The sequence below is a fragment of the Bifidobacterium miconisargentati genome (assembly GCF_019331675.1).
Taxonomy (GTDB): Bacteria; Actinomycetota; Actinomycetes; order Actinomycetales; family Bifidobacteriaceae; genus Bifidobacterium; species Bifidobacterium miconisargentati.
Genome location: NZ_JAHBBJ010000003.1, coordinates 1 through 24,495, shown reverse-complemented (window position 1 = coordinate 24,495; position 24,495 = coordinate 1). Strand labels below are relative to the sequence as shown.

The following is a 24,495-nucleotide window of genomic DNA, read 5'->3' as shown; positions in this document are numbered from 1 at the left end:
TCGATAAATCAAGTCGCTCCCCTCAGTCTCACTACGTTCGACAGCTCCCCTCGGGGAGGGAGCCAGAAGACGGAGACTTATAAAGGGCTTGTTGCAGGCGCTTGGCGAAAGCCCGAAAAAGAGAATTCGCCGGTCTTGCGTACACTGAAGAACCATGGCTGAAGTTGTTGAAAACACTGAGAATACCGAGAACGAAACCCCGGCCGTCCCGCAGATGAGCACCGTCGAGCGTGCGGAAATGCTGCTCAAGCAGGACGCCACCATCACCGAGAAGATCAAGTCCGGCGCCACGCTGGACGAGGCCGTGGACCCCTCCAACAAGGAGTTCGGCCCGCTGGCGCACCCCGAGCAGGTGCAGATGCGTGTGGCCAAGCGTGCCATGATGCTTGAGGCCGGCATCGCCCCCTACCCGGTCCACCTGGACGTGACCGACACCATCGAGGACGTGCGCGCCAAGTACGACGGCAAGCTCGAGCCCGGTCAGGAGACCGAGGACATGGTCGGCATCGCCGGCCGCGTGCTGTTCCTGCGCAACGCGGGCGGCCTGTGCTTCGTGCAGCTCTCCGCCGGCGACGGCACCAAGATCCAGGGCATGATCTCCAAGAAGGAGATCGGCGCCGACTCCCTCAAGCAGTTCAAGCAGCTCGTGGACCTCGGCGACCACCTGTACCTGAAGGGTCGCGTGATCGCCTCCAAGACCGGCGAGCTGTCCGTGTTCGCCACCGAGTGGGCCATCGCCTCCAAGGCGCTGCAGCCGCTGCCGGCCCTGCACAAGGACCTCAACGAGGACACCCGCACCCGCAAGCCGTACATCGGCATGATCGCGGACGAGAAGATCCGCAACATGGTCCGCAACCGCTCCAAGGCCGTGGCCTCCCTGCGCCGCACCTTCGACGACCATGGCTTCCTCGAGGTCGAGACCCCGATGCTGCAGACCCTGCACGGCGGCGCCGCGGCCCGTCCGTTCACCACGCACATGAACGCCTTCGATCTCGACCTCTACCTGCGCATCGCCCCGGAGCTGTTCCTCAAGCGCTGCCTGGTCGGTGGCATCGACCGCGTGTTCGAGATCAACCGTGACTTCCGCAACGAGGGCGTCGACGCCACGCACGCCCCGGAGTTCACCATGGTCGAGGCCTACCAGGCCTACGGCACCTACGACTCCATCGGCCAGCTGGTCAAGGAGCTCGTGCAGAAGACCGCCATGGACGTCTACGGTTCCCACAAGGTCACGCTGCTCGACGGCACCGAATACGACTTCGGCGGTGAATGGAAGACCATCAGCATGTACGACTCCCTGTCCGAGGCCCTCGGCGAGGAGATCGTGCCGAACGGCGGCCCCGAGCACCCCGGCACCTCCGTGGAGCACCTCGGCGAGATCGCCGACAAGCTCGGCGTGGAGCGTGACGACGTGGAGAACCACGGCAAGCTCGTGGAGCACCTGTGGGAGCACTTCTACGAGGACAAGCTCTACGAGCCCACCTTCGTGCGTGACTTCCCGGTCGAGACCTCTCCGCTGGTCAAGGGTCACCGCACCAAGCCGGGTGTGGTGGAGAAGTGGGATCTCTACGTGCGCGGCTTCGAGCTGGCTACCGGCTACTCCGAGCTCAACGACCCGGTCGTGCAGCGCGAGCGTTTCGTGGCCCAGGCCAAGGACGCGCTGGCGGGCGACGAGGAGGCCTGCGACATCGATGAGGACTTCCTGGAGGCCCTCGGCGTGGGCATGCCGCCGGCAGGTGGCATGGGCATGGGCATCGACCGACTGCTCATCGCCCTGACCGGCGCCACGATCCGCGAGACCATCACCTTCCCGCTGGTCAAGCCGCTGGTGGCCTGAGTCTCAAACCTGTTTCCCTTTGTATGTTCGCGTCTGAACGATCATGCCGCGAACATACAAAGGGTTTAGCCTCATTAATCCTTTGTATGTTCGCGAGGCCCTCGTCGGGACGCGAACATACAAAGGATTTTGCATAGTGTTGGGGGAAAACATGAATCCACGTCTATGGTTAACCGGACTGCGCCCCAAGACACTGCCCGCTTCGATCGCCCCGGTGCTGGTCGGCGCGGCACTGGCATCCCGCCGTATCGACCAGCTCGGCACCTGCGTCGAGATTCATCCCGTGCCGCAGGAATGCGTGGCCAACCAAGCCCTGGCCGAGCCGTTGCAAGGCCATTTCTGGCCGGTGGCCATACTCTGCATGCTCGTGGCGGTGTTCCTGCAAATCGCGGTCAATTTCGCCAACGACTATTCCGATGGCATCCGTGGCACCGATGAGGGGCGGGGCGCGGCGGAGTCGGACGCCGAACAGCGCGGCGGAACGCCGAAACCCCGTCGCCTAGTGGCCTCGGGCGTGCCTCCGAAGCATGTGCTGATCGCAGCCGGCATCGCCGCCGTGCTCGCCGCCGTCTGTGGCCTGGTGGCGGTCGTCATCTCGCAGGCGTGGTGGCTGCTGGCTGTGGGCGCCTTGAGCCTCATCGCCGGCTGGTTCTACACCGGCGGCAAGCATCCGTACGGGTATGCCGGCCTCGGCGAAGTCGCGGTATTCCTGTTCTTCGGTTTGGCCGCGGTGCTCGGCACCGAGTACGCGCTTGCCGGCAGCATCGATGTGATGGGCGTGTGCGGTGCCGTCTGCTGTGGTCTCAACGCCGTGATGCTGCTCATGGTCAACAATCTGCGAGACATCGCCGAGGACAAGCGGCATGGCAAGCGCACGCTGGCCGTGCGGCTGGGAGAGCGGCGCACTACCGCATTGTTCACCGCCTGCTGCATCGCGGCGTGGATGCTCGGCCTGTTCGTCTGTATGTCGCTGTGGCTGCCGTGGGGCGGCATCCTGCTGATTTCCGGTGTGGGCGTGCCGGTGCGCATGGTCTCCAGCGTGCCCAAGCACCAGTTCCGCACCGCCCTGAGCGACGCCGGTTTCCAGACGCTGCTGTTCGCCGTCGTGGTCGTGATCGCCGTTGCCGTGTGACGCTAACCGTTATCCAATCGATGCGAAAAACGTAAGATTCGCAGTCGCGTTTGGCCCGCACGGGCTGTAAACTGGCCGTATGTCTTACAAACTAGTACTGCTCCGTCATGGACAGAGCGCATGGAACAAAACCAATCAGTTCACCGGCTGGGTCGACGTCCCGCTGACCGAGCAGGGTGAAGCCGAAGCCAAGCGTGGCGGCGAGCTGCTCAAGGAGAAGAACGTCCTTCCGGACATCGTGTTCACCTCCCTGCTGCGTCGCGCCATCAACACCGCCAACATCGCGCTGGATGCCGCGGATCGTCTGTGGATCCCGGTCGAGCGCAACTGGCGTCTCAACGAGCGTCACTACGGCGCTCTGCAGGGCAAGAACAAGACCGAGATCCGCGAGGAGTACGGCGACGAGAAGTTCATGCTGTGGCGCCGCTCCTACGCCACCCCGCCGCCCGAGATCGATCCGAACGATCAGTACGCCCAGAACCACGACCCGCGTTACACGGGCGACCCGGTTCCGGAAGCCGAGTGCCTGGCCGACGTGGTCAAGCGCGTTGAGCCGTACTTCAAGTCCGCCATTGAGCCGGAGCTCAAGGCCGGCAAGACCGTCCTGATCGCCGCCCACGGCAACTCGCTGCGTGCCATCGTCAAGATGCTCGACAACCTGTCCGAGGAAGAGATCGCCAAGGTCAACATCCCGACTGCCATCCCGCTGCTCTACGAGCTGGATGAGAACTTCAAGCCGATCAAGCCGCGTGGCGAGTACCTGGATCCGGAGGCCGCTGCCGCCGGTGCCGCTGCCGTCGCTGCTCAGGGCCAGAAGTGAGCCTCAAGCCGATAGGCTAGCGCGTCGAACACGCATCAAGGGAGTCGCACCTCACCGTGCGGCTCCCTTTTTCGTACCCGCGTTTTTTCTGGCTCCCCTCTTTGAGGGGAGCTGTCGAACGAAGTGAGACTGAGGGGAGTACCACGTTCGTTCCCGCCTGTTCCCGCCTGTATACTCCCCTCAGTCAGCTTTGCTGACAGCTCCCCTCAAAGAAGGGAGCCAGAAAAACGCGGTCGATCAAACGGCATAAGAAAACGGCGTCCAGTCGCAACCGGATCGCCGTTTCGGGCATCCCCGAGGGGATAAGGATTTCAGTCCAGGCGTATCAGCCGATGTCGGTGCCCTCGTCGCGCGCGGGCTTCTTGGACGGGTCGAAGCCGGACACGATGTACACCACGCGGCGGGCGGAGGACACGGCGTGGTCGCCGAGACGCTCCAGGAAGCGGCCCAGTAGCACGATGTCCACGGTCTGCTGACGGGTGATGCCGTCGGAAAGCGCCAGCTCGAAGGTCTTGTGGTGCAGCTCGTCCAGCGTGTCGTCGTCGAGGATGATGTGCTCGGCGATCTTGGCGTCACGGTCGGAGAGCATGGCGATGAGCTGGTCCGCGGTGTTGCTCAGGAAGTCGATCATCTGGGCGAACACCGGCTGGGCGGCCTCCGGCAGCGGGGATGCCGGGTAGGTGCGGCGTGCGGCCTCGGCGACGTGACGGGCCAGATCGCCCATACGCTCGAAGGTGGAGGCCAGGCGCATGGTGGAGACGACCACGCGCAGGTCGGTGGCCACCGGGTTCTGCTTGGCCAGCAGCTTCACGCACTGATCGATGACGGAGGACTCCAGGGCGTCGATCTCGATGTCGCCGTCGATGACGGTCTGGGCGGCTTCGACATCCTGCTTCAGCAAAGCCTCTCCGGCGCCGTTGATCGCCTTACGCACGTCCTGCGCCATATGGTCGAGGTCGTCGGCAACCTGCTTCAGCTCCTCGTTGAAAATAACGCGCATTTCTCTAGCCTTTCATGCTTTTCGGTATTGCAACCTCTCTCAGTGTATTATTCCAGCTTTCATGCGTTACTTCAACGTAGGCAATGGCAACCTCAAGTTGTTGCAAAGTTCATTGGGTTGTTCACCTTCAATTCATGTTCCCGGCGTGTTTTTGGCTTGCTTTCGGCGTGTTCCCAGCGTGCCGCGCGATGTGGGAGAATAGGAGCCATGACTGAAATGCCGATTGCGGCCCTGATCACGCTGATCGTGGCCGCCGTGTTGCTGGTGGTTCTTGGTGTTGTTCTGATTTTCGGCGTGGCGACGCATCGTGTGCGTGTGTCCGCGCGTCCCGCGGGGGAGGGGGACCCGGACGACGAGGAGTTGCCGGACGAGGCCTCCACACTGCTGTCCATGCTGCCGGACGTCTCGGTTCTGGTGGATGAGCACGACGAAGTGGTCCGTTGCAGTCCCGGTGCCTACCGTCTGGGTGTGGTCCAGGAGGACGCCATCGTGGGCAAGGAGATACTGGACGCGATTCACGAGACGCGCGCCCATGGAGGCAAGCGCCAGTTCGACCTGACCACCGACACCCCCGAACGGTACGCGGCCGAGCGGGACAAGGGAAGTGCGGTCAAAACCCAGTCCGTACGCCGGCCCAACTGGCTGAAGGTTACGGTGGGGCGCATCAACGCGCAGTTCGTGATCGTGCTGGTGGAGGACGTCAGCGATTCGGTCCGGTTCGCCCAGGTGCGTGACGCATTCATCACGAACGTGTCCGAACAGTTGCTTGGCCCGACCGAGGCCCTCGCTAAACTCGCCGATTCGCTGGAGCAGGGCGAGCCCGACCGCGAGCGCATCATCGAGGATGCCCGTCAGGTGCGGTCCAGCTGCGGCAAGCTCAACCATATGGTCTCCGACCTGCTGCTGCTCATCCGCGCGCAGGAGCCGATCACGCCGTCCTCGGCGAATCGTCTTGCGGTCATGGACCAGTTGCGCAAGACCGTCGACCGACTCACTCCGAAGGCCGAACAGGCCGGCGTCACGCTGCGGCTGAGCGGCGACGACACGCTGGTGATCAACGATGAGGGCGGCCAGATCGATAGTGCGGTGACCAAGCTCATCGAGAACGCCATCGGCTATTCGAAGGAAGGCGGTGTGGTGAGCGTGTCCGCTTCCAAGAGCCAGGATGGAGGCCGTGCCTCGATTCGTGTGATCGATCAGGGTGTGGGCATCGCCAAGAAGGACCAGGCGCGCATCTTCGAGCGCTTCTACCGCGGTGCCGGCCAGAGCGAACGCACGGCGGACGGCGTGGGTCTGGGCCTGGCCATCGCCAAGCATGTGGCGCTGACCCACCACGGCGACATCGCCGTCTGGAGCACCCCCGGTCAGGGCAGCACCTTCACTCTCACCCTGCCCCTGGCGCAGTGATTTCATTGCTTGGCTACAAGCCCAATCGCCGGTAATCCCAGCGGTCGAAGAACTCCCAGATCAGCAGCAGCAGTCCGATGATCACGCCGGACGAGCACATGATTACCAGCGGCTCGAAGGTATGGTCGATGGTCGTCAGTATCAACGCGACGATCAGGGCCACGGCCCATAGGCCGGTGCCGATGCCGAACACCTTGCGCAGATCCACGCGCACTGGTTTCGGGGTAGGCTTGCGGACGGCAGGGTCGATGATGGGCGCGAACTTCATAGTCATGCACTGTAGTCAACAGGAACGTCAATCGCCGCGCACGACGATGCGATACGCGGCGATTGACAGGAAAACAAGCGGATTACGGACGGACCTGCCTTACTGCAGGTGCTCCACTACGTAGTCCACGCACTTGGTGAAGGCGATCACGTCGGACGGCTCCACGGACGGGAACACGCCCACGCGCAGCTGGTTGCGGCCCAGCTTGCGATAACCCGCGGCGTCCACGATGCCGTTCTCACGCAGGATCGCGAGCACCTGGCTGGCCGAGACGCTCTCGTCCAAATCGATGGTGACCACGGCGTTCGAGCGTGCGCCCGGATCGGTGACGAACGGATGCGCGTAATCGGAGCGTTCGGCCCACGTGTACAGGATGGACGCGGACTTGGCGCAACGGGCGGCGGCCCACGCCAGTCCGCCATTGCCATTGAGCCATTCGATCTGGTTGGCCATCATGATCAGCGTGGCCACGGCCGGGGTGTTGAGCGTCTGATCCTTGCGCGAGTTGTTCAGCGCGGAGGTCAGCGAGAAGAACGGCGGCACCCAGCGGCGCGCGCCCTCCAGATGAGCGCTGGACTCCACGCCGGCAGCGCGGTCGATGGCCTCGGGGGAGAGGATGGCCACCCACAGGCCGCCGTCGGAGCCGAAGGCCTTCTGCGGGGAGAAGTAGTAGACATCGGTCTGCGCGATGTCAATGGGTAGGGCGCCGGCCGCGCTCGTGCCGTCGATGACGGTCAGGGCGCCGGCCTCGCGGCTGCCGGGCACGCGGCGAATCGGCGCGGCCACGCCGGTGGAGGTCTCGTTGTGGGCCCAGCAGTAGGTGTCCACGCCCTCGGTGAGTTCGGGCAGGCGGTATGTGCCCGGCTCGCCTTCGAAGATCACCGGCTTCTCCAGGAACGGCGTGTTGGCGGCGGAGGCGGCGAACTTGGCGCTGAACGAGCCGTAGGTGCCGAACGCGGCCTGACGGGTGATCAGCGAGGCGCAGGCCACCTCCCAGAACGCGCTGGCGCCGCCGTTGCCTAGCGCCACCTCATAACCGTCGGGCAGGTGGAAGAATTCGGCGAGGCCTTCGCGGATGGAGCCGACCACCTGCTTGACCGGGCTCTGGCGGTGGGAGGTGCCCAGCAGCGTGGTGGCGCCGGCATCCAGCGCGGCGATTTGCTCGGGCCGGATCTTGCTCGGGCCGGATCCGAAGCGGCCGTCCTCGGGCTTCAACGATTCAGGAATGGTGATGCTCACAGTCATGCCTTCAAGGCTAGCCCGTGCCGGCAACGAATGCGGGCAATCTCCCGATTGCCGGATTTTCGGGCTGTTTCAGGGTGCGTACTCTGCACCGTTGAACACCCACCTACCCATTTGAGACTCCTCTTTCTGGTCATCAGGACTAGAACCCGCCGCTGTCGTAGGGGACCGAGGGCGCGGTCCCGCATGTCGTCCGCATGCCGGTTGCCTGATGGCCGGATGACGGATTGCGTTGTGATGTGTTTCGCGGAGTGGTCTTTGCTTGAAGCGGATGCGGTCGTTTGAGTATGGGAGAGGGGCTCTTCTGTACTCAAAAGACCGCGAATCCCCGCATCAGCGGTCTTTTGGGTACAGGAGTCATGTGCTTCTGGACTTGAAAGACCGCTAGGAGGGCATTCCGCGGTCATTTGAGTACAGAAACGGGCTTTCTGTACTGGAAAGGACGCTGGGGGAGGGATTTGCGGTCGTTTGGGCATAGGAGGGAACGGCTTCTGTCCTCAAACGACCGCTGGAAGTGGGATGCGCAATCGTTGTGGTACAGGAGGGGCACACTTCTGTCCTCAAACGGTCACGAGGAGAGGGATTCGCGATTGTTTCGGTACAGGAGATATGTGCTTCTATACCCAAACGGTCGCCGAAAAGACGGCTCGCGATCGTGAGAGTAAGAGCTTGTCTTTTCCGTGCTCGAAGGCCGCCAAGATGGGGTAACGCTCCTTTGGGGCGGAAGGACGGTTGTCGGCGGGCTGCGCCGATTGATTAGTTTTTCACACGTAGAGGGGCGGCTCCGGGCAACCGGCCCGGCAGCCGAGCTGTCGGCCGTTCCAGGCGTCGATTTCCCAAGGAGCCCGGCAGCCCCGTCATAGCCGGGCATAGATAATGGCTCTGTTAAACCAAGATTGACATGTTTCTTATTCTCGGCTCCCCTTGTCAGGACATTGCCGTGATGCAAACAGCGGAGCTGTTTGTAGGCGATGTGCGAGACGACAGTCGAGCCAACAGACTGCGAACGAAGTTCGTCCTCAATTGCAGGACGAGCTGTCGGCGAGGCTGACTGAGGGGTAGTCAGACATGGATTCATGTCAATCTTGGTTTAACAGAGCATAGATAATTCCTATATATAACGGTATGCGAGAAAAGCGATAGCGTCCCCAGCTGATCATGCCGGTGCGGTAAACGGTATCGGCAATCTTGCCGCAAGCCCGGAAATACAAGGGAATACTGCGGAAAAGCGCCGTGAAAAACCATGAAACAGGCCGTGAAACATCGGTGGTTTTCCGGGGAGAACGGGCGTACGTCAATCGATTGACACGCCCGGACGGGCCCTTGCCAGGTTGGCAATTGACATACTCCCGTTGTAGAGTGGGCAATTGTGACGGTACGGCGACGCTCTCACGAAGAGGCGTCCGACCCATCCAAGGAGTTAATCAGTTATGAAGCATGCCTCGCATAAAGCGACCAAGGTCTCACACCAGAAGTTCAGCTTAGCGAAGGCTCTCTTCGCCTCTGGAAAGGGTTCCCACTCCGTTCGTGCGGTCCGTGCGGCACAGGCCGCCGGCGGCGATGCCATCGCGCTGGGCCTTGATCCCGCGGTGGCCGAGAAGATCAACGAAATCGCCCCGCAGACCCGTCGTTCCATTCGTGAGGCCGCCCGTGCGGCCGAACGTCGCAGCCATATCCTCGCCTCCGCGTCCCTCGCGGCGCTGGTAGGCACCGCGGCGACCTCCATGGCCTTCGCCCACAACGACGACACCACCACCGTGTTCGCCGACCCAGCCACCACGACCACGCAGATCAAGCGCGTGAGCGACGTGACCTCCGCTTCCCGTTCCGAGGCCCGTACCGAACTCAATTCTTCCGTGACCGAGCAGTCCATCAACGAAGGCGGATGGGGTCTGAGCAACTCCGAAAGCTCGCTGAACACCACGTTGATGAACCGCAACACCGCGAACAACCCGGTGGTCTCCGTGCTTATGGACGAGGATTCCGCGGCTCTTCCGGCCGGCTTCGACCCGAACCACAACATCGGCACCGGCGGCAACAACTACCCGTGGGGCCAGTGCACGTGGTATGCGTACAACCGTCGCGCTGAGCTCGGCCTGCCGAGCAGTGGCAACTTCGGTAACGGCGGTGCATGGGCCGATTCCGCTCGCGCCTTGGGCTACTGGGTGGACAACACCCCGCGCCATGTGGGCGACGCCGTGGTCTTCACGCAGGGCCAGGCCAACGCCGATCCCGTCTATGGCCATGTGGCCGTGCTGGAGAAGATCAACGCGGACGGTTCCATCGAGATCTCCGAATCCAACGCCAAGGGCCTGGGCGTGATTTCCCACCGCACCTTCACCGCCGACGAGGCCGCCAAGTTCCAGTACGTGCACTACTGATTCCCGTTGATTCGCCGTATGCGGCTCCCGCATCATCGCGGGTGAGGTACCGGCTTTCGTGACATTGGTCACTTTCCCGCTGAAATCCGAGATGGATTTTTAGTGATTGTCAACTAGCGACACGCCGACATAATCCCCTATATTGTGCGGTTTCGCCCATTGACTCCCAGCTTCCGTTCATATTTACGGGCTAGCGTTCAGGTTTCATGAGGACTTTTCCCCGAATCGCTTCAGTAATCGCCGCGTGCACAGCCACGGCCAGCCTGCTTGCCTTCGCCCCCGCGGCCAATGCCGACGAGGGTATCGTCACTTCCATCAAGTCGTTCCCCACGAGCAGCCAGACCCGTGAGAACCTGACCGCCGAATCCACCGCCACCGAAGTCGAGGGCGACTCCAGCTGGGGTGGCATCGAGACTTTGAACGTGCCGCAGACCGCCTCCCAGGCCGAGAAGGACGCGGCCGCCGCCGAAGCGGCCAAGAAGGTCCAGGACGAGGCCGAGGCGGCCCAGGTGCAGAGCCAGATGGAATCCGCCAGCCGCGGCCAGGCCCGCAGCACCCTGTCCTACACCGAGACGGACGGTTCCGTGTCTGCCGGCGCCGCCGCATCCATCGATCGCGCATACTCGCTCATCGGCCAAAGCATGGATTGCACCGCTCTGGTGAGCTACGCACTTGCCGCACGCGGCATCAACTTCCATGGCTGGCCCGAGGAATACGCCAACGTACCCGGCGGCCAGATCGTCACCGACGGCTCCCTGCAGCCCGGCGACATCCTCATCTACGCCAACACCGGCGGCTGGAACGGCGGTGCTCATTACGACCACGTGGCGCTGTACGTGGGCAACGGCCAGGCCGTGCACGGCGGCTGGAACGGCTACACCGTGGCGCTGGCCGGCGCCATGCTCAACCAGGTGACCATCGTGGTGCGCATCCCGTGATGCACCTTCGCTGAATCGATGAACCTCTCAAGGCCCCGGAACGGATGTGTCCGGGGCCTTGTGCTGTGCGGAAGCGAACCAGAACAGGCGTCAACGTCTGTGGTAAGGTGGTGCGTTGATGATGAACGTTAAGCAGATTCTTTCGACTTCCGTCGCGGTCGTAGCGGCCGCCACCCTCTTCGCCGGCGTAGCACCCGCCGCCAGCGCCGCGGACACCGCCAGCACCACCACCGCAGTGGTGTCCTCCCGCTCCTTCCCGAAGGCCTCCGCCGCCAAGGCGAACTTCCTGGCCGAATCCACCTCCACCTCGGTGGACGAGAACTCCAATTGGGGCGGCATCGAGACCCTGAACGTGCCGCAGACCAAGTCCCAGTCCGAAAAGGACGCCGAAGCCGCACAGAAGGCCGCCGACGAGGCCGCCAAGGCCCAGACCCAGGAATATGCGGCCAGCCGCTCCGAACAGCGCACCGCCATCCCGCAGATCGACCTGGGTTCCATGACCGGCAGCGGCGCCGATCTCGCCCGTTACGCCAGCCAGTTCACGGGCTATCCGTACGTCGCCGGCGGCAACACCCCGGCTGGTTGGGATTGCTCCGGCTTCGTGCAGTACGTGTACGCCCAATTCGGCATCTCCCTGCCCCATTCCTCCGGTGCGCAGGCCGCCATGGGCACGCCAGTCGCCAGCCTCGCCGAGGCCCAGCCGGGCGATATCCTGGCCAACGGCACCCACGCCGCCATCTACATCGGCAACGGCATGGTGGTCAACGCCATGAACCCGGTGCAGGGCACGCAGATCGTCGACGTCTCCGTCTTCGGTGGTGCCGGCTACGCCATCCGCCGTCTCCTGTAGTTGATTCGGCGGGCCGTACAGGTCGCCGAACCGCCTGGAACCATCCGGAACCATCCAAGAACTGTTCCAACGTTCATGCCAAGGCGCGTCCCATTACGGGGCGCGCTTTTTGCGTATTTGCCTGTTCTTTTTGCGCGTAGGCTACCGCCGAAACCGAGTGTCACGGGGTATTGTTGGACATGTGCGGGACTATCCCGTAATAACTTCAAGGAGGTCGTCATGATTAACGACAAGGCCATACTCGTCGGCGTTGACGGGTCGCATGCCAGCTACAAGGCAACATGGTGGGCCGCGAATTATGCCAAGCATGCCGGGCTCACGCTGCAGATCGTCTGCGCGTATTCCCTGCCAAGCTATGCCGCCGTTTCGTTCGATGCCACCTATACGGCGATGGGGGATGACAACGCCGCGCATTCCGACGCCCAGGAGATCCTGTCCAAGGCCAAGGCCATCGCGGACGAGCAGGGTGTGGAGGCGGCCACGCTGATCGTCACCGGAGACCCGGCGTCCGTGTTCGTGGAATTGTCCCGCAACTACAACCTCATCGTCATCGGCAACCGCGGCAAGGGAGGCCTGGCCGAACGACTGCTCGGCACCACGTCCTCCTCGCTGCCGGCGTACGCCTACTGCCCGATCGTGGTGGTGCCCTACACCGACGACGACGGCAACCTCATGCACCTCAACAACACCATCACCAAGGTGGCCGTGGGCTCCGACGAATCCAAGTGGGGCCTCAAGGCGCTCGACATCGCCGCCGACTTCGCCTCCTGCTGGGGCGCCGAACTCGACGTGATCTCCGCCGTGCCGAACCTCAAGGGCGTGGACGGCGAGGACGCCGTGATGGAGTCCTACAAGGAAGACCTCGACGTGCGCATCAAGCCGCTGCAGGAATCGCACCCGGACCTGAAGATCAACAAGCAGATCGTGTCCGGACCGGCCGTGAGCGCCCTGACCAAGGCCAGCTACGACCATGACGTGGTGGTCGTGGGCTCCCGTGGCCGCGGTGGCTTCACCGGCCTGCTGCTGGGCTCCACGAGCCAGGGACTGCTGCAGCACGCGGTGGGCCCGGTGTACGTGGTGCCGCGCAAGTATGTGGAGGCCGCGGAATCCCGTCTCGACACCGTGCCGAGCTCGCCGGCCGACGTGCCGACCAAGTCCCTGGAGGACATCGCCGGCGTCGAGGAGATTCCGGTGGACAAGGCCGAGCCGGAAGTGGCCCAGCAGATCGAGAAGACCATCGATCCCGATAGGCAGTGATTTGATGGGTCGATAGCAACATGACACTGGCTCCCCTCAAAGAGGGGAGCCAGTTTTGATGTTTATGCCGCCTTACGGCAAATGATCCGTAATGCCGTACGACAAAAATCAGTGCTTGATGGTCACGTCCATGCGGACCGGGGTCTCCTGCACGTACGTGTGCTTCACCGTGCAGCCCTTTTCGATGTGGCGGGTGATGCGCTCCTTGAGCTTCGCGGCGTCCTCCTCGGACAGGTCGGCGTCGGCGGCATCCACCACGACATGCTCCTCGAAGGCGGTGTAGGCGTCGTTCTCAGGGTCGTAGGAGCCGTCCACCACGATCTTGGCGCCCTTGCCCTCGCCGAGCGTGTGCTCGATGGCGAACTGGCTGGACAGCGCCGCGCAACCGGCCAGCGCGACTTTCATCAGATCGCCCGGCGTGAACTGGCCGCGATCCTTGCCGAACTTGATGTGAGCGCCGTCATCGCTGAAAGCATCCCACGAACCGTCCTTGTTGCGCTCAACCCACAGTCGCTTACCCATAGTGTGCCTCCTTACGGCATCTCATGGCATTGTTGACCTCTCCATTATGCCCCTAGGTATTGCGTTCGTTACGCTGACGGCTCGAATGGCCGGAAAATAAGGCTTTCCGCGAGGTCGCCGCACCAGCGCGACGGCCTAGGTAGGGCTCTGTCGATACGATGTTGCCCATGGCTTTGACCGAAGAACAGCTCGCAGACATCCGCACCCGTATCCCCACGCGCCCCGAAACGGCCATTCCGATGCCGTATGAGGACCTGGTGCGCAAGATCCTGACCGAAGGCACCCTGAAGTCCGACCGTACCGGTACGGGCACCATCTCCCTGTTCGGCCAGCAGATGCGATTCGACCTTGCGCAGTACTTCCCGCTGCTGACCACCAAGACGGTCTTCTTCAAGGGACTGGCCTACGAACTGCTGTGGTTCCTCAAGGGCTCGTCCAACGTACGCTGGCTGCAGGAACACGGCGTGCACATCTGGGACGAATGGGCGGACGCCAACGGCGACCTCGGCCCGGTCTACGGCGTGCAGTGGCGCTCCTGGCCGGCCCCCACACCGGAGGACCCGAACCGCACCATCGACCAGATCGCCAATGTGATGGATCTCATCAAGAACCACCCGGATTCCCGCCGCATGGTGGTCTCCGCATGGAATCCGGCCGAAGTGGAGCAGATGGCGCTGCCGCCCTGCCATGCGCTGTTCCAGTTCTACGTGGCGGACGGCCGGCTCTCCTGCCAGCTGTACCAGCGTTCGTGCGACATGTTCCTCGGCGTGCCGTTCAACATCGCGTCCTACTCGCTGCTCACGCTGATGATGGCCCAGCAGGCCGGTCTGGAGCCCGGCGAATTCGTGTGGACCGGCGGCGACTGCCATGTGTATGACAACCACATCGACCAGGTGCTCGAACAGCTCTCGCGCGAACCGTACCCGTACCCGCAGATCGAGATCCGCAAGGTCGATTCGCTCTTCGACTACGACTACGACGACTTCACCATTGTCGGATATCAGCATCACCCCACCATCAAGGCGCCAGTCGCCGTCTGACGGTTCGGTGCCGGCTTGATGGTCGGTTGCCGTCTGACATACCCACTACACTAAGGGCAGTTCCGCAATCCAGGAGGAGTAAGCGAAATGGAGCATGACAGTAGCCGTAGCGGCTATCACGAATCCGAGCCCGGATCTGCCGGGCTGTCTGCCACGGAGGAGGACTGGGGTGACGATTTCCCCAAGACCTTCTCGGTGAATCTGATCTGGGCCGAAGCCCGCGACAAGGAAGGTCGCGCCGGCGCCATCGGCCTCAACGGCGGCATGCCTTGGCACCTGTCCGAGGATATGAAGCACTTCAAGGAGCTGACCGTATCCCATCCGGTGATCATGGGCCGTAAGACCTGGGAGTCGCTGGGGGTCAAGTACCGTCCGCTGCCGAACCGAGACAACATCGTGGTCTCGCGTGACCCGCTGTACCGTGCGCCGGGTGCCACGGTGGTCACCAGCCTCGACGACGCGCTTGACATGGCCCGTCAGGAGGCGATTCCGGACGATGGTCTGGATCGTTCCGAAATCTGGATCATCGGCGGCGCGCAGCTGTTCTCCGAGGCCCTGCCGTTCGCGGACAAGGCCTACATCACGATGCTGGCCGCGAACGTGGACGCCGACACCTACGCTCCGGACATGGCCGCGCTGGTCGAGGCCGGACTGTGGCAGGAGACCGAAGTGGGGGAGTGGCACACGCCCGCCGATCCGAAGAGCGGCATCGACGCCTACCGATTCGTCCTGCTGACGAAGACCAAGTAAGACAAGAGCACCGACAGACCCTGGCATGCGGACGATTCGCTGTTCCGCTGCCGGGGTCCGTCTTTCGGATGGCGGTCGTGTCCGTGTCACGTCCGCTACATCCGTTTTCCGATCTATGAAAGGCGATATGAGCACCAACAAGCCCTACACCGTCATGACTGTCTGCACCGGCAACATCTGCCGTTCGCCCATGGGCGAGATCATCCTGCGTCATTTCTTCGACGAACGCGGCCTGTCCGACCGCGTGAACGTGGAGTCCAGCGGCGTGTCCGATGAGGAGTGGAGCCATCCGATCGACCCGCGAGCCGTGCGTGTGCTGCGCGAACGCGGCTATGGCGATGAGATTCCGCGCGACCACTTCGCCCACCGTATCTCCCGCGACGAGATCGAGCGCACGGACCTGTTCCTGCCGATGACCGCGTCCCATATGCGTTCTCTGTTGCGTATGCTACCGCCCGGCAAGCGCGCGGAAGTGCACATGTACCGCAGCTTCGACCCGAACCTGCCCAAGCCGAAGCCGGGCCGCGAGGACCAGATCGACCTGGTGGATCCGTGGTACGGCGGCCAGCACGAGTTCGAGGTCGCCATCGACCAGATCGAGGAGGTCGCGCCGTACATCGTGGACTGGGTGGAGCAGCAGCTCAAGGACTAGTTACGACAGCTCTCATGCATTGAAAAGGCCTTCGTCTCTCCTTGCGGGGACGAAGGCCTTAGCTATATCAGAACACCAGTTGCACCAGCAGCATGTACACGATGGTTCCGCCGGCGATCGACAGCAGCATGTTGCGTTTCCAGCAATGCAGCAGCACGATCGTCGCGCAGGCGATGAGTTCGGGGACGCCGTGCGAGCCAGTGAGAATCGGCGTATTGCGCAGCGAATACACCACCAGCAGGCCGGTCATCGCGTACGGCAGTACGGAGCCGAGGTATTCGACGAGACGCGGCGGCTGCTTGGATTCCGGGAACACGATGAACGGCAGGAATCGCGTAAGCATGGTGCCGATCACCACGGCGACGACGGTGAGCACACCCTGCCAGATGGTCATGGTCATGATTGACGTTCCTCCTTGGCATCGGCGGCCGCGGTGGCGACAGGCCGATCATCGTTGTTGCATACGTTGGCTGCGGTGTCGTCGCCGGCGGCGGCATCGGACTTGAGCGTATCCAGATACGGGCGCAGCACCATGAACAGCACCAGCATCGCGATCAGCGACGGAATCATGAAATCGTCCGCACCGAACAGCACCAGGCAGGCGAGCGAAGCCAGCACGCCGATGACGGCGGACAGGCGCTCGCGGTGCTTGCCGCCGAGCCACTGGTCGAGGAAGATCACGAGGAAGAGTGCGGTGAGCACGAATTCGAGGCCGTCCGTGTTGAAATCGAGATGTGAGCCGATCAGACCGCCGATTGTGGCGCCGATCACCCAATACGACTGATTGAACAACGTGACCCACAGGTAGAACCAGCCACGGTCGACGCCGTGGGGGATACGGGCGGAGGAGTTGATGGCGAAGGTTTCGTCGCACATGCCGAAGATGAGGTACGGGCGCTTCCAGCCGAGGCCTTTGAACGGGCCGAGCATGGACAGGCCGTAGAACAGGTGACGTGCATTGACCATCAGGGCCAGCAGGAACGCGGCGATCGGGTTGAACGCGGAAAGCAGCAGATTCACCGTGACGAACTCCATCGAGCCGGCGAAGATGAACGCGCTCATGCACATCGGCCAGACGAAGGAGAACCCCTTGGTGCCCATGAGCATGCCGTAGGAGGCGCCGAGGAACAGGAAGCCCATGCAGATCGGCACGGTCAGCGGGAACGCGGCCTTCAGCGCCGCGATGCGCGGGGATTGGGCTGCGGGTTGGGAGGTGCCGGTCGAATCCTGATTATCGTATGCAGGTGCTTCAGTCGGTACTGAAGCGGTGGTGGTGGCCATCCGTGAATCCTCCCCTCCGCCGGGCCTTTGCGGTGTCCCTCGGAACGACGTCGGTCTATCTTGCGGGCAAACGGTTGAAGATATGTTCCTCACGCAAACCGTTTGCCCGCCAAAACAACCTGTCAAGAATAACGCCCACGGTGGAGGTACGGATTTGTGGGAGGGCGGCGAGACATTTGCCGTCTATACGAGGAGCCGTCGGTCACTCATCCTGATAGAGCCCGAAGTCCGCGATGAGCCTCTCGTCTTGCAGGAGCTGGGAGCGCGTATGCTCCCCGAGCTTCAGGGAGACCTCACCGGCGAGGGACTCGGCGATAGCGATAATGCCCACAAGCGAGCGGAACAGGTAGGGGCCTTCGCATTCGGCGAAGAACGCATAATCGGCCGCGGCCGCCAGCGGGGACGAGGGCGCATCGGTGATGGCGATGATCACGGCACCGTGTTCCTTGGCGTGCAGGACGGTCTGCACGGTCTGCCGGGTGTACTGACGGATGGAGATGGCGACCAATACGTCACCCGGATTGATATCGCGTATCTGCGCGAGCAGGTTGCCGGTGGGACTGTCAAGCAGGTACACGTGGTTGCGGGCCATATGCAGTAGATAGGACAGCAGGTAGGCGGGTGAGAAGCATTTCTGCATGCCGCAGACATAGACCGCGTCGGTGTGGGCCAGTGCTTCAATGGCCTGCTGCCATGCCGTGGGATTCATGGTGGAGAAGGTACGTGCGATGTCCCGGCTCAGGTCGTGTGCCGCTTGTGGGGTGCGGTCATCGGCGGCATGTGCCGGCTGTGTATGGTCGTCATCGATTTGATCGATACGTGAGACCTGATCAAACCGATCGATAAGGTGCGCCTGTTCGGAAAGTTGCTCGCGGCACATGTGCGCCAGAGCGGGGTATCCTTCGAAACCAAGCGATTTGGCGAAACGCACGAGGGATGAGCTGTGCACGCCGGCCTTCTTGGCGTTGTCCGCCAGACTGCGTACGGCCACGCCTGGAAGATCGTCCAACAGGAGCCGCGCGATGCGTGCTTGCCCTGGGGCGTAAGCAGACAGGTTCCCTTGCAACCGTTTGCGTAACTCGTCGTACGTATGCGGTGCTGTTTGGGTGGCTTCCTTGCTGCCCATGGAACCTGTCCACCTTCCTTGTCTGCTATGTGTCGGTTATGTCATCGAGGGCCGATCATGATCGTGATATCGATGCTAGCCCGTCTTGGAGAAATTCGAGCGACTGCGCAATCCATGGCAACTCAAGAGGGTTGTCCGAATAGTAGCTCTGCCAACGTTGCTCATTGGTGCGTCCATAGACCAGACTGGTGGCCACGCGCAAGCGCAATGCCTCGGGCGCATCGCCGAATGCGGAACCCTGCAACGTGCCGATGCCGTAACGGGACAGAAGCTCGTGAGCGAGGTTGTCGCTGGTGGTGATGCCTTGGGAAGCAAGGCGCTCGCGAATGGGCTCGAAGTCGGGATAGATGTAGAACGCGGCCGTGGGCTCGCGGCAGACGGCTCCATTGTTCACGAACACATCGTGGATGGCGTGCGAGACCTTGCTGTGCAGTCGTTTGGAACCAGCGATGAACGTCTTGATTTCGTCCGGCTCGCCGAGTGCGTATTCAGCGACCTGCTGCATGGGGGCAGCCATGCAGGACCAGGTTTCGCTGCCGATACCGATGATGGTGTCGCGCATGTGCTCGCCCCATTCGTTGTCGGGGAAGCGGGCGAATCCGATGCGCCATCCGCCCAGGGACAGGTTCTTGCTCATGCCCGAGGTGACGATGGTCTTCTCCGGGTAGGAAGCGAGCGGGCTCGGGGCGGTGCCCTCGTACACCAGGTCGGCGTAGATTTCATCGGAAATGATGGCGATGTCGTGTGCGCGGGCAATGGCTGTGATGGCATCCACGTCAGCTTGGGAGGCGAACGTACCGGTGGGGTTGTCGGGGATGGTCAGGAGGATGGCTCCAATCTTCACACCATCATGCTCTGCCTTGTCCACCGCTTCGGCCAGCGCGGTCGGATCCGGCACGCCGCCGGCATGTTCGGTAATGGGCACGCGGATGACGGGGATATGGGCGATTTCGGCTTCGGCCGCATAGCTGACCCATGCGGGCTGCGGCAGCACGAGGGCGCCCTCAATGGACAGAATCGAGGCGAACAGGAGCGGCTTGGAGCCCGGGCCGAATACTATCTGCTGATAGTCGGTATCGTATCCCCTGCGCGAGAACCATCCAGCCGCGGCCTTGCGGGGGCCTTGGTCGCCTACGACGGGGGCGTAGTAGTTGGCCGGGGCGGCGCGCCTGAGCACGTCGAGCAGGAAGTCGGGGACTGGAAGGCCTGCCTCGCCGAATCCGAGATGCAGTACCTTCTCTCCCGCCGCCAAGCGGCGTTCCAGGGCTTCGTTGATGGCCAGTGTCGCTGATTTGTGTACCATGATGTTCCTTTATGAAAGACTGTCTGATGTGCTTGGGAATTATGCGCCCGTGCTATTCGACGCAGCTGAGGAATTCACGCAGACGGGGATTGTCTGGGTTTTCGAAAACCTTCTTGGGGTCGTCGTCCACCACGATGTGCCCCTTCTCAATGAACAGGAGTCTGGTGCCAACGTCGCGGGCGAAGTTCATCTCATGCGTGACCACGACCATGGTCATACCCTCCTGAGCGACCTCCTGCATCACATGCAGGACCTCTTGACGCAATTCGGGGTCGAGCGCGGATGTGGGTTCGTCGAACAGCATGACCTGAGGCTTGAGCGCCAAGGAACGGGCGATGGCCACGCGCTGCTGCTGGCCGCCGGACAGCTGATTGGGGTAGTTGTCCTTGCGATCTGCGAGATGCACCTTCTCCAGAAGGCTTTCGGCGAGCTCGAACGCTTCTTTCTTGTGCATGCCGCGTACCTTGCGGGCACCGAATGCCACGTTCTCCAAGGCGGTCAGGTTCGGGAACAGGTTGAACTGCTGGAATACCATGCCTGCCTCGCGGCGGATGCGGCGAATATCGGAAGGAGTGCCCTTCACGCTGGTGCCGTCGACCAGAAGGTCTCCTTCGTTGATGGTCTCCAAAGCGTTGATGCAGCGCAGGAACGTGGACTTGCCGGAACCTGAGGGGCCGATGACCACGACGATCTCGCCCTTATCGATGGACAGGGTGATCTTGTCGAGGATGGTGACGTCGCCGAATCTCTTGGTGACGGACTGGAAATCGATGATGCTCATAGAATCCTCATCTTTCGTTCGGTCAGACGCAGAATGGCGCTGAGGAAACCGGTCATAATCAGGTAGAGGACCGCGATGGCACTCCAGACCTCGACGGCCTTGAAGTTCGTGGCCATGATTTCCTGACCGGTGCGGGTCAACTCAGCCACGCTGATCACGGTGAACAGGGACGTATCCTTGAGGCTGGTGATGAACTGGTTGCCCAGCGGCGGAATCAGACGGCGTACAGCGACCGGTGCCAGGATGCTCAGCAGTACCTGCCAGAATGGCATGCCCATCGCAAGTCCGGCTTCGGTCAAGCCCTTGGGCAGGGCCAGGAACGCGCCACGCACCAATTCCGCGATGTATGCGCTCGAGTTGATCACGATGGCGAAGATTGCGGCGACCATTGCATCCACTCGCGTGCCGGTCATGATCGGGATTGCAAAGTAGATGAACATCACTTGGACGATGATTGGTGTTCCACGGATGATTTCGATGTACACCAATGCGATCGCGTTGAACACCTTCGGGGCGTAGGCGCGCACCAGGCCGAGCAGGACGCCGAGCAGCAGGCCTCCCGCCAGACCGATGCCGGCGATCTCCAGCGTGACCCCGGCGCCCTTGAGCAGGGCGGGCATCGAATCGAATACGACGGACCAATCGAATGTCATGGCTGTCTCCTCACGTTATCGGGCAAACCAGCGAACCATATGCGGGGTGGAAGGTATTCGCTTCGGGTCCTTCGTCCCGCGTGGCCTCACTTGCTCGCGGGCTCCTCGCCGAACCACTTCTTGTACAGTTTGTTGTAGGTGCCGTCCGACTTGAGATCCTTGATTGCCTTGTTGACCTTCGCGGTTAGTTTGCTGCCTTTCGGGAAGGCGATGCCGTATTGCTGGGCCTGCTCCTGCTTGCCGACTTTCTTGACCTTGCCGTTACCGTTCTTGTTGATGTAGTACATCACGTTCGGAGTGTCGTGGATGGCTGCATCCACGCCGCCCGCCTGCAGCTCAAGGTAGGCGTTATCGATGTTCGGGAACAGCTTGATGGTGGTATCGGGCAGATTCTTCTTGGCCCATTCCGCGGCGCTTGTGCCGGTCTTCATGGCCACGGTCTTGCCGGCCAGATCGTCGAAGCCGGTGATATCGCTGTCGGAGCGGACCATCACCGAGAAGCCGCTGTCGTAATAACCGTCGGAGAAGTCGATGGCCTGCTTGCGTTCGTCGGTAATGGTGATGCCGGCGAGGGCCACATCCACCTGGCCGGTCTGCAGGGCCGGCAGGATGCCGTTGAAGTCCATCGGCTGGAGGTTGTACTTGACGCCGATGTCATCGGCGATCGCCTTCCATAGGTCGATGTCGAATCCGGTGTACGAATCGCCTTCCTTGAATTCAAACGGCACGAATGAAGTGTCCGTGGCGACGTTCAGGGTCTTGCCGTCAGTGCCGTCCGATTCCGATGCGCCCGTGGACGAACCGCAGCCGGCCAGCAGGGGAATGGTCAAGGCGATTGCTCCGATGATGCCGACCGCTTTCCTGATCAGGTTGCTCTTGTTCATGTTGTGTTCCTCTCCTTGGCAACTGGGATGCAACATATATTGCATCAAGAAATATATACGCAATGTAACTTGCGTTACCGTGATGTAAATCATCCAGACAAGCTAAGTAAAGGGAGGCTCCCATGGCCCTGCAGCACAATACCGACATCTCGAATCTGACTTGGGTCACCATCAGCGGTGGCCGTGCGGAAGCGTTCCATGAATTGGGCGAGTACTTTGCCGAGAGGATTCGTGCAGTGATGAATTCCATGCCGGAGCGTGAACCCCTGCTGGCGTGGAGTCGGACCGTTGAGGGCGGTGAAACGGTACGACGATTGCGAGAAACAGCCGAACGTGATTATCCGGAGGAATATACGGAACTGCGGGCGATGGCCGAAGGCAGTGGAGTGCCCTTCGATGAGCTGTTTCTGGCCAATATTCGTGGTGATATCGGCTCTTATGACGGCACCGGATGCACCGATATCCTTTGGAATGGCAGGAACCCTTACGTCGCTCATAACGAGGATGGCGCTCCTGCGGTCGGCCGCGACCTGACGCTGCTGACCATTCGCCTCGATGGGGAGGATCCGGTGTTCGCCCAATGGTATCCGGGCTTCCTGCCATGCAACGCCTATGCGTTGACAGCATCCGGCATGGCTTGGGGTATCAACCATATCGGCGTGGCGCATCCTGCGGCCGCCCCTGCGGCCGGGCGCCATTTCGTCGCGCGGCGTTTGCAGCGTTGCCGTACCGTCGATGAGGCTGTGGCATTCCTGCAAACCCATCCCATGGCAGGCGGATTCAGTTTCAATCTTGCCAGTGCGACGGAACGGCGGGAGGTGTCCGTCGAATGCGCTGCCGGTCGTGTGGCGGTGTTCGAAGTCGGGCATGATCGGCCCTATCACTGGCATGCCAACCATCTGCTGCATATGCCGGATCCTGAGGGGAGGGGAAACGACGGTTCGGTGGCAGAGCTTGACTCGAAGTCACCTCAGGAAAGCGCCGTTGCCGTCGCCCTCGGGCCTATCGAGGAAAGCCTGGAACGCGGCAAGGTGCTTGACCGACAGCATCCGCTCGATGAGACCATGACTCCGGAATGGTTGCATCGATTCATGGCTGAACAGGAGATGCCCGACGGTGTATTTCGCACCGCACGCGATGGCGATCCTCTGGAAACCCTATGTACGACGATTTACGACATGGGTGGTCGACGATTGCTGATTTGCGGTCATCAAGCACAGCCGGAGTACCGGAGTGCCAATGATTTGCTCGCCGAGCGAGGATGATGGTCGTGGCTTCGCCGAAGTCATGCTTCTGCTATGGGTCCGGGCCGGGTGCTCATCATTGCTTCCGGCCGGATTCTCCTCGGATATCCGCGTCGGTCCAGTTCTGCTTCACATAGGGATTGGAAATTGGCGTCCGGCGGATGCGGTCCTCCACTTCGCTCCGGTTCCATTCGGATACGTACGAATACGAAATGCGTCCGGGGGCGAGTCGTTCCATCATGGACTGGTAGGTGTCTCGTTCGGATAGCAACGTGTCGATGAGGTATCCGGGTTCGTCCGGGAAACGGTCCAGACCTCGCACGTAGAAGTTCTTACGGGAGTCGTGGATGATCACGGGCACGCTGTCCAGCCGTAGCAGCTCTTTGAATATGACCAGACGGCCGATGCGCCCGTTGCCGTCGGAGAACGGATGCGTGGTCTCGAACATCCAGTGGGCGTTTGCTATAAGAAACGGGTCATCCTTCAGGGTTCGATACAGCTCGAACACGTGCTCCATGGCGGCGGGTACGTCTTGCGGCGGGGCGGTGTGTACTTCCAGGATTTCGCTGATGACGTTCGGCAGCACCTTGTAGCCGCCTACGTTGCGATTCGGGCCGAGTTCCTGGCTGGTGCCGCGTTTGAGCATCGTGTGCAGGTCACAGACCATGTCCTTGTCAACGGGGTCGTCAACATGGTCGAGTATCCAGTTGAACGTGCGGAAATGGTTCCGTGTCTCGACCACGTCATCGGCGCGGATTTCGTCGTCGGAATCGTGGGGCAGAAGGGCTCCGGTATCGTACAGCTGCGCGGTCTGCTCGGGGGAGAGCGTGGAGCCCTCCATATGATTCGAGTTGTAGGCGAACAGAATCTGGGTGTTGTAGTACAGGCCGCCGCCTACGTGCTGGTCGCGTTCCTGCCTCAGCCAATCCACTAGCCGTACTTTGCTGGCCATGCGGTCCCTCCCGACAGCGGTAAATCTTTTTTCACCGCGACAGACTTCGGGTTATAGGAACCAAACGTGGTGTTTATGACCGGGGTTTGGCCTTGTAGCAGTAGGCGTGTCGGGGTGGTTTTAACGCGATGTCGTATTAAAGGCCGCCGGTCAGGCCGTCCGGTGCCTGTTCGAT

The 24,495-nt window shown here is 61.9% G+C and carries 24 protein-coding genes; 12 read left to right on the top strand and 12 right to left on the bottom strand.

Annotated elements, in window-relative coordinates:
* Window positions 1–154 precede the first annotated feature (154 nt).
* The 3 genes from lysS (at window position 155) to KIH81_RS02490 (ending at window position 3,789) form a co-directional block, all read left to right on the top strand.
* Window positions 155–1,837, top strand: a complete 1,683-nt coding sequence (lysS, locus tag KIH81_RS02500; protein WP_214303933.1) for a lysine--tRNA ligase — start codon at window positions 155–157, stop codon at window positions 1,835–1,837.
* 151 nt (window positions 1,838–1,988) lie between these two features.
* Complete coding sequence (gene menA, locus KIH81_RS02495) at window positions 1,989–2,969, top strand: 1,4-dihydroxy-2-naphthoate octaprenyltransferase (RefSeq protein WP_214303932.1); 981 nt, start codon at window positions 1,989–1,991, stop codon at window positions 2,967–2,969.
* A gap of 79 nt (window positions 2,970–3,048) precedes the next feature.
* Window positions 3,049–3,789 (top strand): phosphoglyceromutase, encoded by a 741-nt coding sequence (locus KIH81_RS02490; protein ID WP_033889849.1) that lies wholly within the window; start codon window positions 3,049–3,051, stop codon window positions 3,787–3,789.
* Between the two features lie 325 nt (window positions 3,790–4,114).
* Here the strand turns inward: KIH81_RS02490 and phoU are convergent, their stop codons facing one another.
* On the bottom strand, window positions 4,115–4,789 hold the full coding sequence (gene phoU / locus KIH81_RS02485; RefSeq protein WP_214303931.1) for a phosphate signaling complex protein PhoU: 675 nt from the start codon (window positions 4,787–4,789) through the stop codon (window positions 4,115–4,117).
* A 207-nt stretch (window positions 4,790–4,996) separates the two neighbouring features.
* Here phoU and KIH81_RS02480 point away from each other — a divergent pair, with 207 nt between their 5' ends.
* On the top strand, window positions 4,997–6,196 hold the full coding sequence (locus tag KIH81_RS02480) for a sensor histidine kinase (RefSeq protein WP_214303930.1): 1,200 nt from the start codon (window positions 4,997–4,999) through the stop codon (window positions 6,194–6,196).
* Between the two features lie 13 nt (window positions 6,197–6,209).
* Here the strand turns inward: KIH81_RS02480 and KIH81_RS02475 are convergent, their stop codons facing one another.
* A complete protein-coding gene (locus tag KIH81_RS02475) occupies window positions 6,210–6,464 on the bottom strand; it encodes a DUF2530 domain-containing protein (protein ID WP_214304061.1) in 255 nt (84 codons plus the stop codon).
* A gap of 99 nt (window positions 6,465–6,563) precedes the next feature.
* On the bottom strand, window positions 6,564–7,709 hold the full coding sequence (serC, locus tag KIH81_RS02470; RefSeq protein ID WP_214303929.1) for a phosphoserine transaminase: 1,146 nt from the start codon (window positions 7,707–7,709) through the stop codon (window positions 6,564–6,566).
* Window positions 7,710–9,136: 1,427 nt separating this feature from the next.
* On the opposite strand from serC, the gene KIH81_RS02465 reads away from it, so the two are divergent.
* From KIH81_RS02465 to KIH81_RS02450, 4 genes are all read left to right on the top strand, one after another.
* Window positions 9,137–10,087: a CHAP domain-containing protein gene (locus KIH81_RS02465; protein ID WP_214303928.1), complete on the top strand. Its 951-nt coding sequence runs from the start codon at window positions 9,137–9,139 to the stop codon at window positions 10,085–10,087.
* 206 nt (window positions 10,088–10,293) lie between these two features.
* The gene (locus KIH81_RS02460) at window positions 10,294–11,025 is read left to right on the top strand and encodes an NlpC/P60 family protein (RefSeq protein ID WP_214303927.1); all 732 of its coding nucleotides are present in this window, start codon (window positions 10,294–10,296) and stop codon (window positions 11,023–11,025) included.
* Between the two features lie 118 nt (window positions 11,026–11,143).
* Window positions 11,144–11,875, top strand: coding sequence for a C40 family peptidase (locus KIH81_RS02455; protein WP_214303926.1), 732 nt, complete (start codon window positions 11,144–11,146; stop codon window positions 11,873–11,875).
* 219 nt (window positions 11,876–12,094) lie between these two features.
* Window positions 12,095–13,132, top strand: coding sequence for a universal stress protein (locus tag KIH81_RS02450; protein WP_214303925.1), 1,038 nt, complete (start codon window positions 12,095–12,097; stop codon window positions 13,130–13,132).
* Between the two features lie 108 nt (window positions 13,133–13,240).
* Here the strand turns inward: KIH81_RS02450 and KIH81_RS02445 are convergent, their stop codons facing one another.
* The gene (locus KIH81_RS02445) at window positions 13,241–13,654 is read right to left on the bottom strand and encodes an OsmC family protein (protein ID WP_214303924.1); all 414 of its coding nucleotides are present in this window, start codon (window positions 13,652–13,654) and stop codon (window positions 13,241–13,243) included.
* 239 nt (window positions 13,655–13,893) lie between these two features.
* Here KIH81_RS02445 and KIH81_RS02440 point away from each other — a divergent pair, with 239 nt between their 5' ends.
* From KIH81_RS02440 to KIH81_RS02430, 3 genes are all read left to right on the top strand, one after another.
* Complete coding sequence (locus tag KIH81_RS02440) at window positions 13,894–14,694, top strand: thymidylate synthase (RefSeq protein WP_214304060.1); 801 nt, start codon at window positions 13,894–13,896, stop codon at window positions 14,692–14,694.
* A gap of 87 nt (window positions 14,695–14,781) precedes the next feature.
* The gene (locus KIH81_RS02435) at window positions 14,782–15,444 is read left to right on the top strand and encodes a dihydrofolate reductase (RefSeq protein ID WP_214303923.1); all 663 of its coding nucleotides are present in this window, start codon (window positions 14,782–14,784) and stop codon (window positions 15,442–15,444) included.
* Window positions 15,445–15,571: 127 nt separating this feature from the next.
* The gene (locus KIH81_RS02430; RefSeq protein ID WP_214303922.1) at window positions 15,572–16,096 is read left to right on the top strand and encodes a low molecular weight protein-tyrosine-phosphatase; all 525 of its coding nucleotides are present in this window, start codon (window positions 15,572–15,574) and stop codon (window positions 16,094–16,096) included.
* Between the two features lie 67 nt (window positions 16,097–16,163).
* On the opposite strand, the gene KIH81_RS02425 is transcribed toward KIH81_RS02430, so the two are convergent.
* The 7 genes from KIH81_RS02425 to glnH form a co-directional block, all read right to left on the bottom strand.
* On the bottom strand, window positions 16,164–16,496 hold the full coding sequence (locus tag KIH81_RS02425) for a branched-chain amino acid transporter permease (protein ID WP_214303921.1): 333 nt from the start codon (window positions 16,494–16,496) through the stop codon (window positions 16,164–16,166).
* Window positions 16,493–17,377 carry an AzlC family ABC transporter permease gene (locus KIH81_RS02420; RefSeq protein ID WP_214303920.1) on the bottom strand — a complete coding sequence of 295 codons (885 nt, stop codon included), beginning with the start codon at window positions 17,375–17,377 and terminating at the stop codon, window positions 16,493–16,495. Before KIH81_RS02420 ends, KIH81_RS02425 begins: the two co-directional genes overlap by 4 nt.
* Window positions 17,378–17,579: 202 nt before the next feature.
* A complete protein-coding gene (locus KIH81_RS02415) occupies window positions 17,580–18,503 on the bottom strand; it encodes a MurR/RpiR family transcriptional regulator (RefSeq protein WP_214303919.1) in 924 nt (307 codons plus the stop codon).
* Window positions 18,504–18,558: 55 nt separating this feature from the next.
* Window positions 18,559–19,806, bottom strand: a complete 1,248-nt coding sequence (locus KIH81_RS02410) for a pyridoxal phosphate-dependent aminotransferase (RefSeq protein WP_214303918.1) — start codon at window positions 19,804–19,806, stop codon at window positions 18,559–18,561.
* A gap of 52 nt (window positions 19,807–19,858) precedes the next feature.
* Window positions 19,859–20,587, bottom strand: coding sequence for a glutamine ABC transporter ATP-binding protein GlnQ (glnQ, locus tag KIH81_RS02405; RefSeq protein WP_214303917.1), 729 nt, complete (start codon window positions 20,585–20,587; stop codon window positions 19,859–19,861).
* Complete coding sequence (gene glnP / locus KIH81_RS02400) at window positions 20,584–21,240, bottom strand: glutamine ABC transporter permease GlnP (protein WP_214303916.1); 657 nt, start codon at window positions 21,238–21,240, stop codon at window positions 20,584–20,586. The genes glnQ and glnP overlap by 4 nt, the downstream gene beginning before the upstream one ends.
* A gap of 86 nt (window positions 21,241–21,326) precedes the next feature.
* Window positions 21,327–22,124 carry a glutamine ABC transporter substrate-binding protein GlnH gene (glnH, locus tag KIH81_RS02395; protein WP_214303915.1) on the bottom strand — a complete coding sequence of 266 codons (798 nt, stop codon included), beginning with the start codon at window positions 22,122–22,124 and terminating at the stop codon, window positions 21,327–21,329.
* A 122-nt stretch (window positions 22,125–22,246) separates the two neighbouring features.
* Between glnH and KIH81_RS02390 the strand changes: the two genes are divergently transcribed.
* Window positions 22,247–23,389 (top strand): C45 family autoproteolytic acyltransferase/hydrolase, encoded by a 1,143-nt coding sequence (locus KIH81_RS02390; RefSeq protein WP_214303914.1) that lies wholly within the window; start codon window positions 22,247–22,249, stop codon window positions 23,387–23,389.
* Window positions 23,390–23,444: 55 nt separating this feature from the next.
* Here the strand turns inward: KIH81_RS02390 and KIH81_RS02385 are convergent, their stop codons facing one another.
* The gene (locus KIH81_RS02385) at window positions 23,445–24,320 is read right to left on the bottom strand and encodes a Fic family protein (protein WP_214303913.1); all 876 of its coding nucleotides are present in this window, start codon (window positions 24,318–24,320) and stop codon (window positions 23,445–23,447) included.
* Window positions 24,321–24,495: the final 175 nt, after the last annotated feature.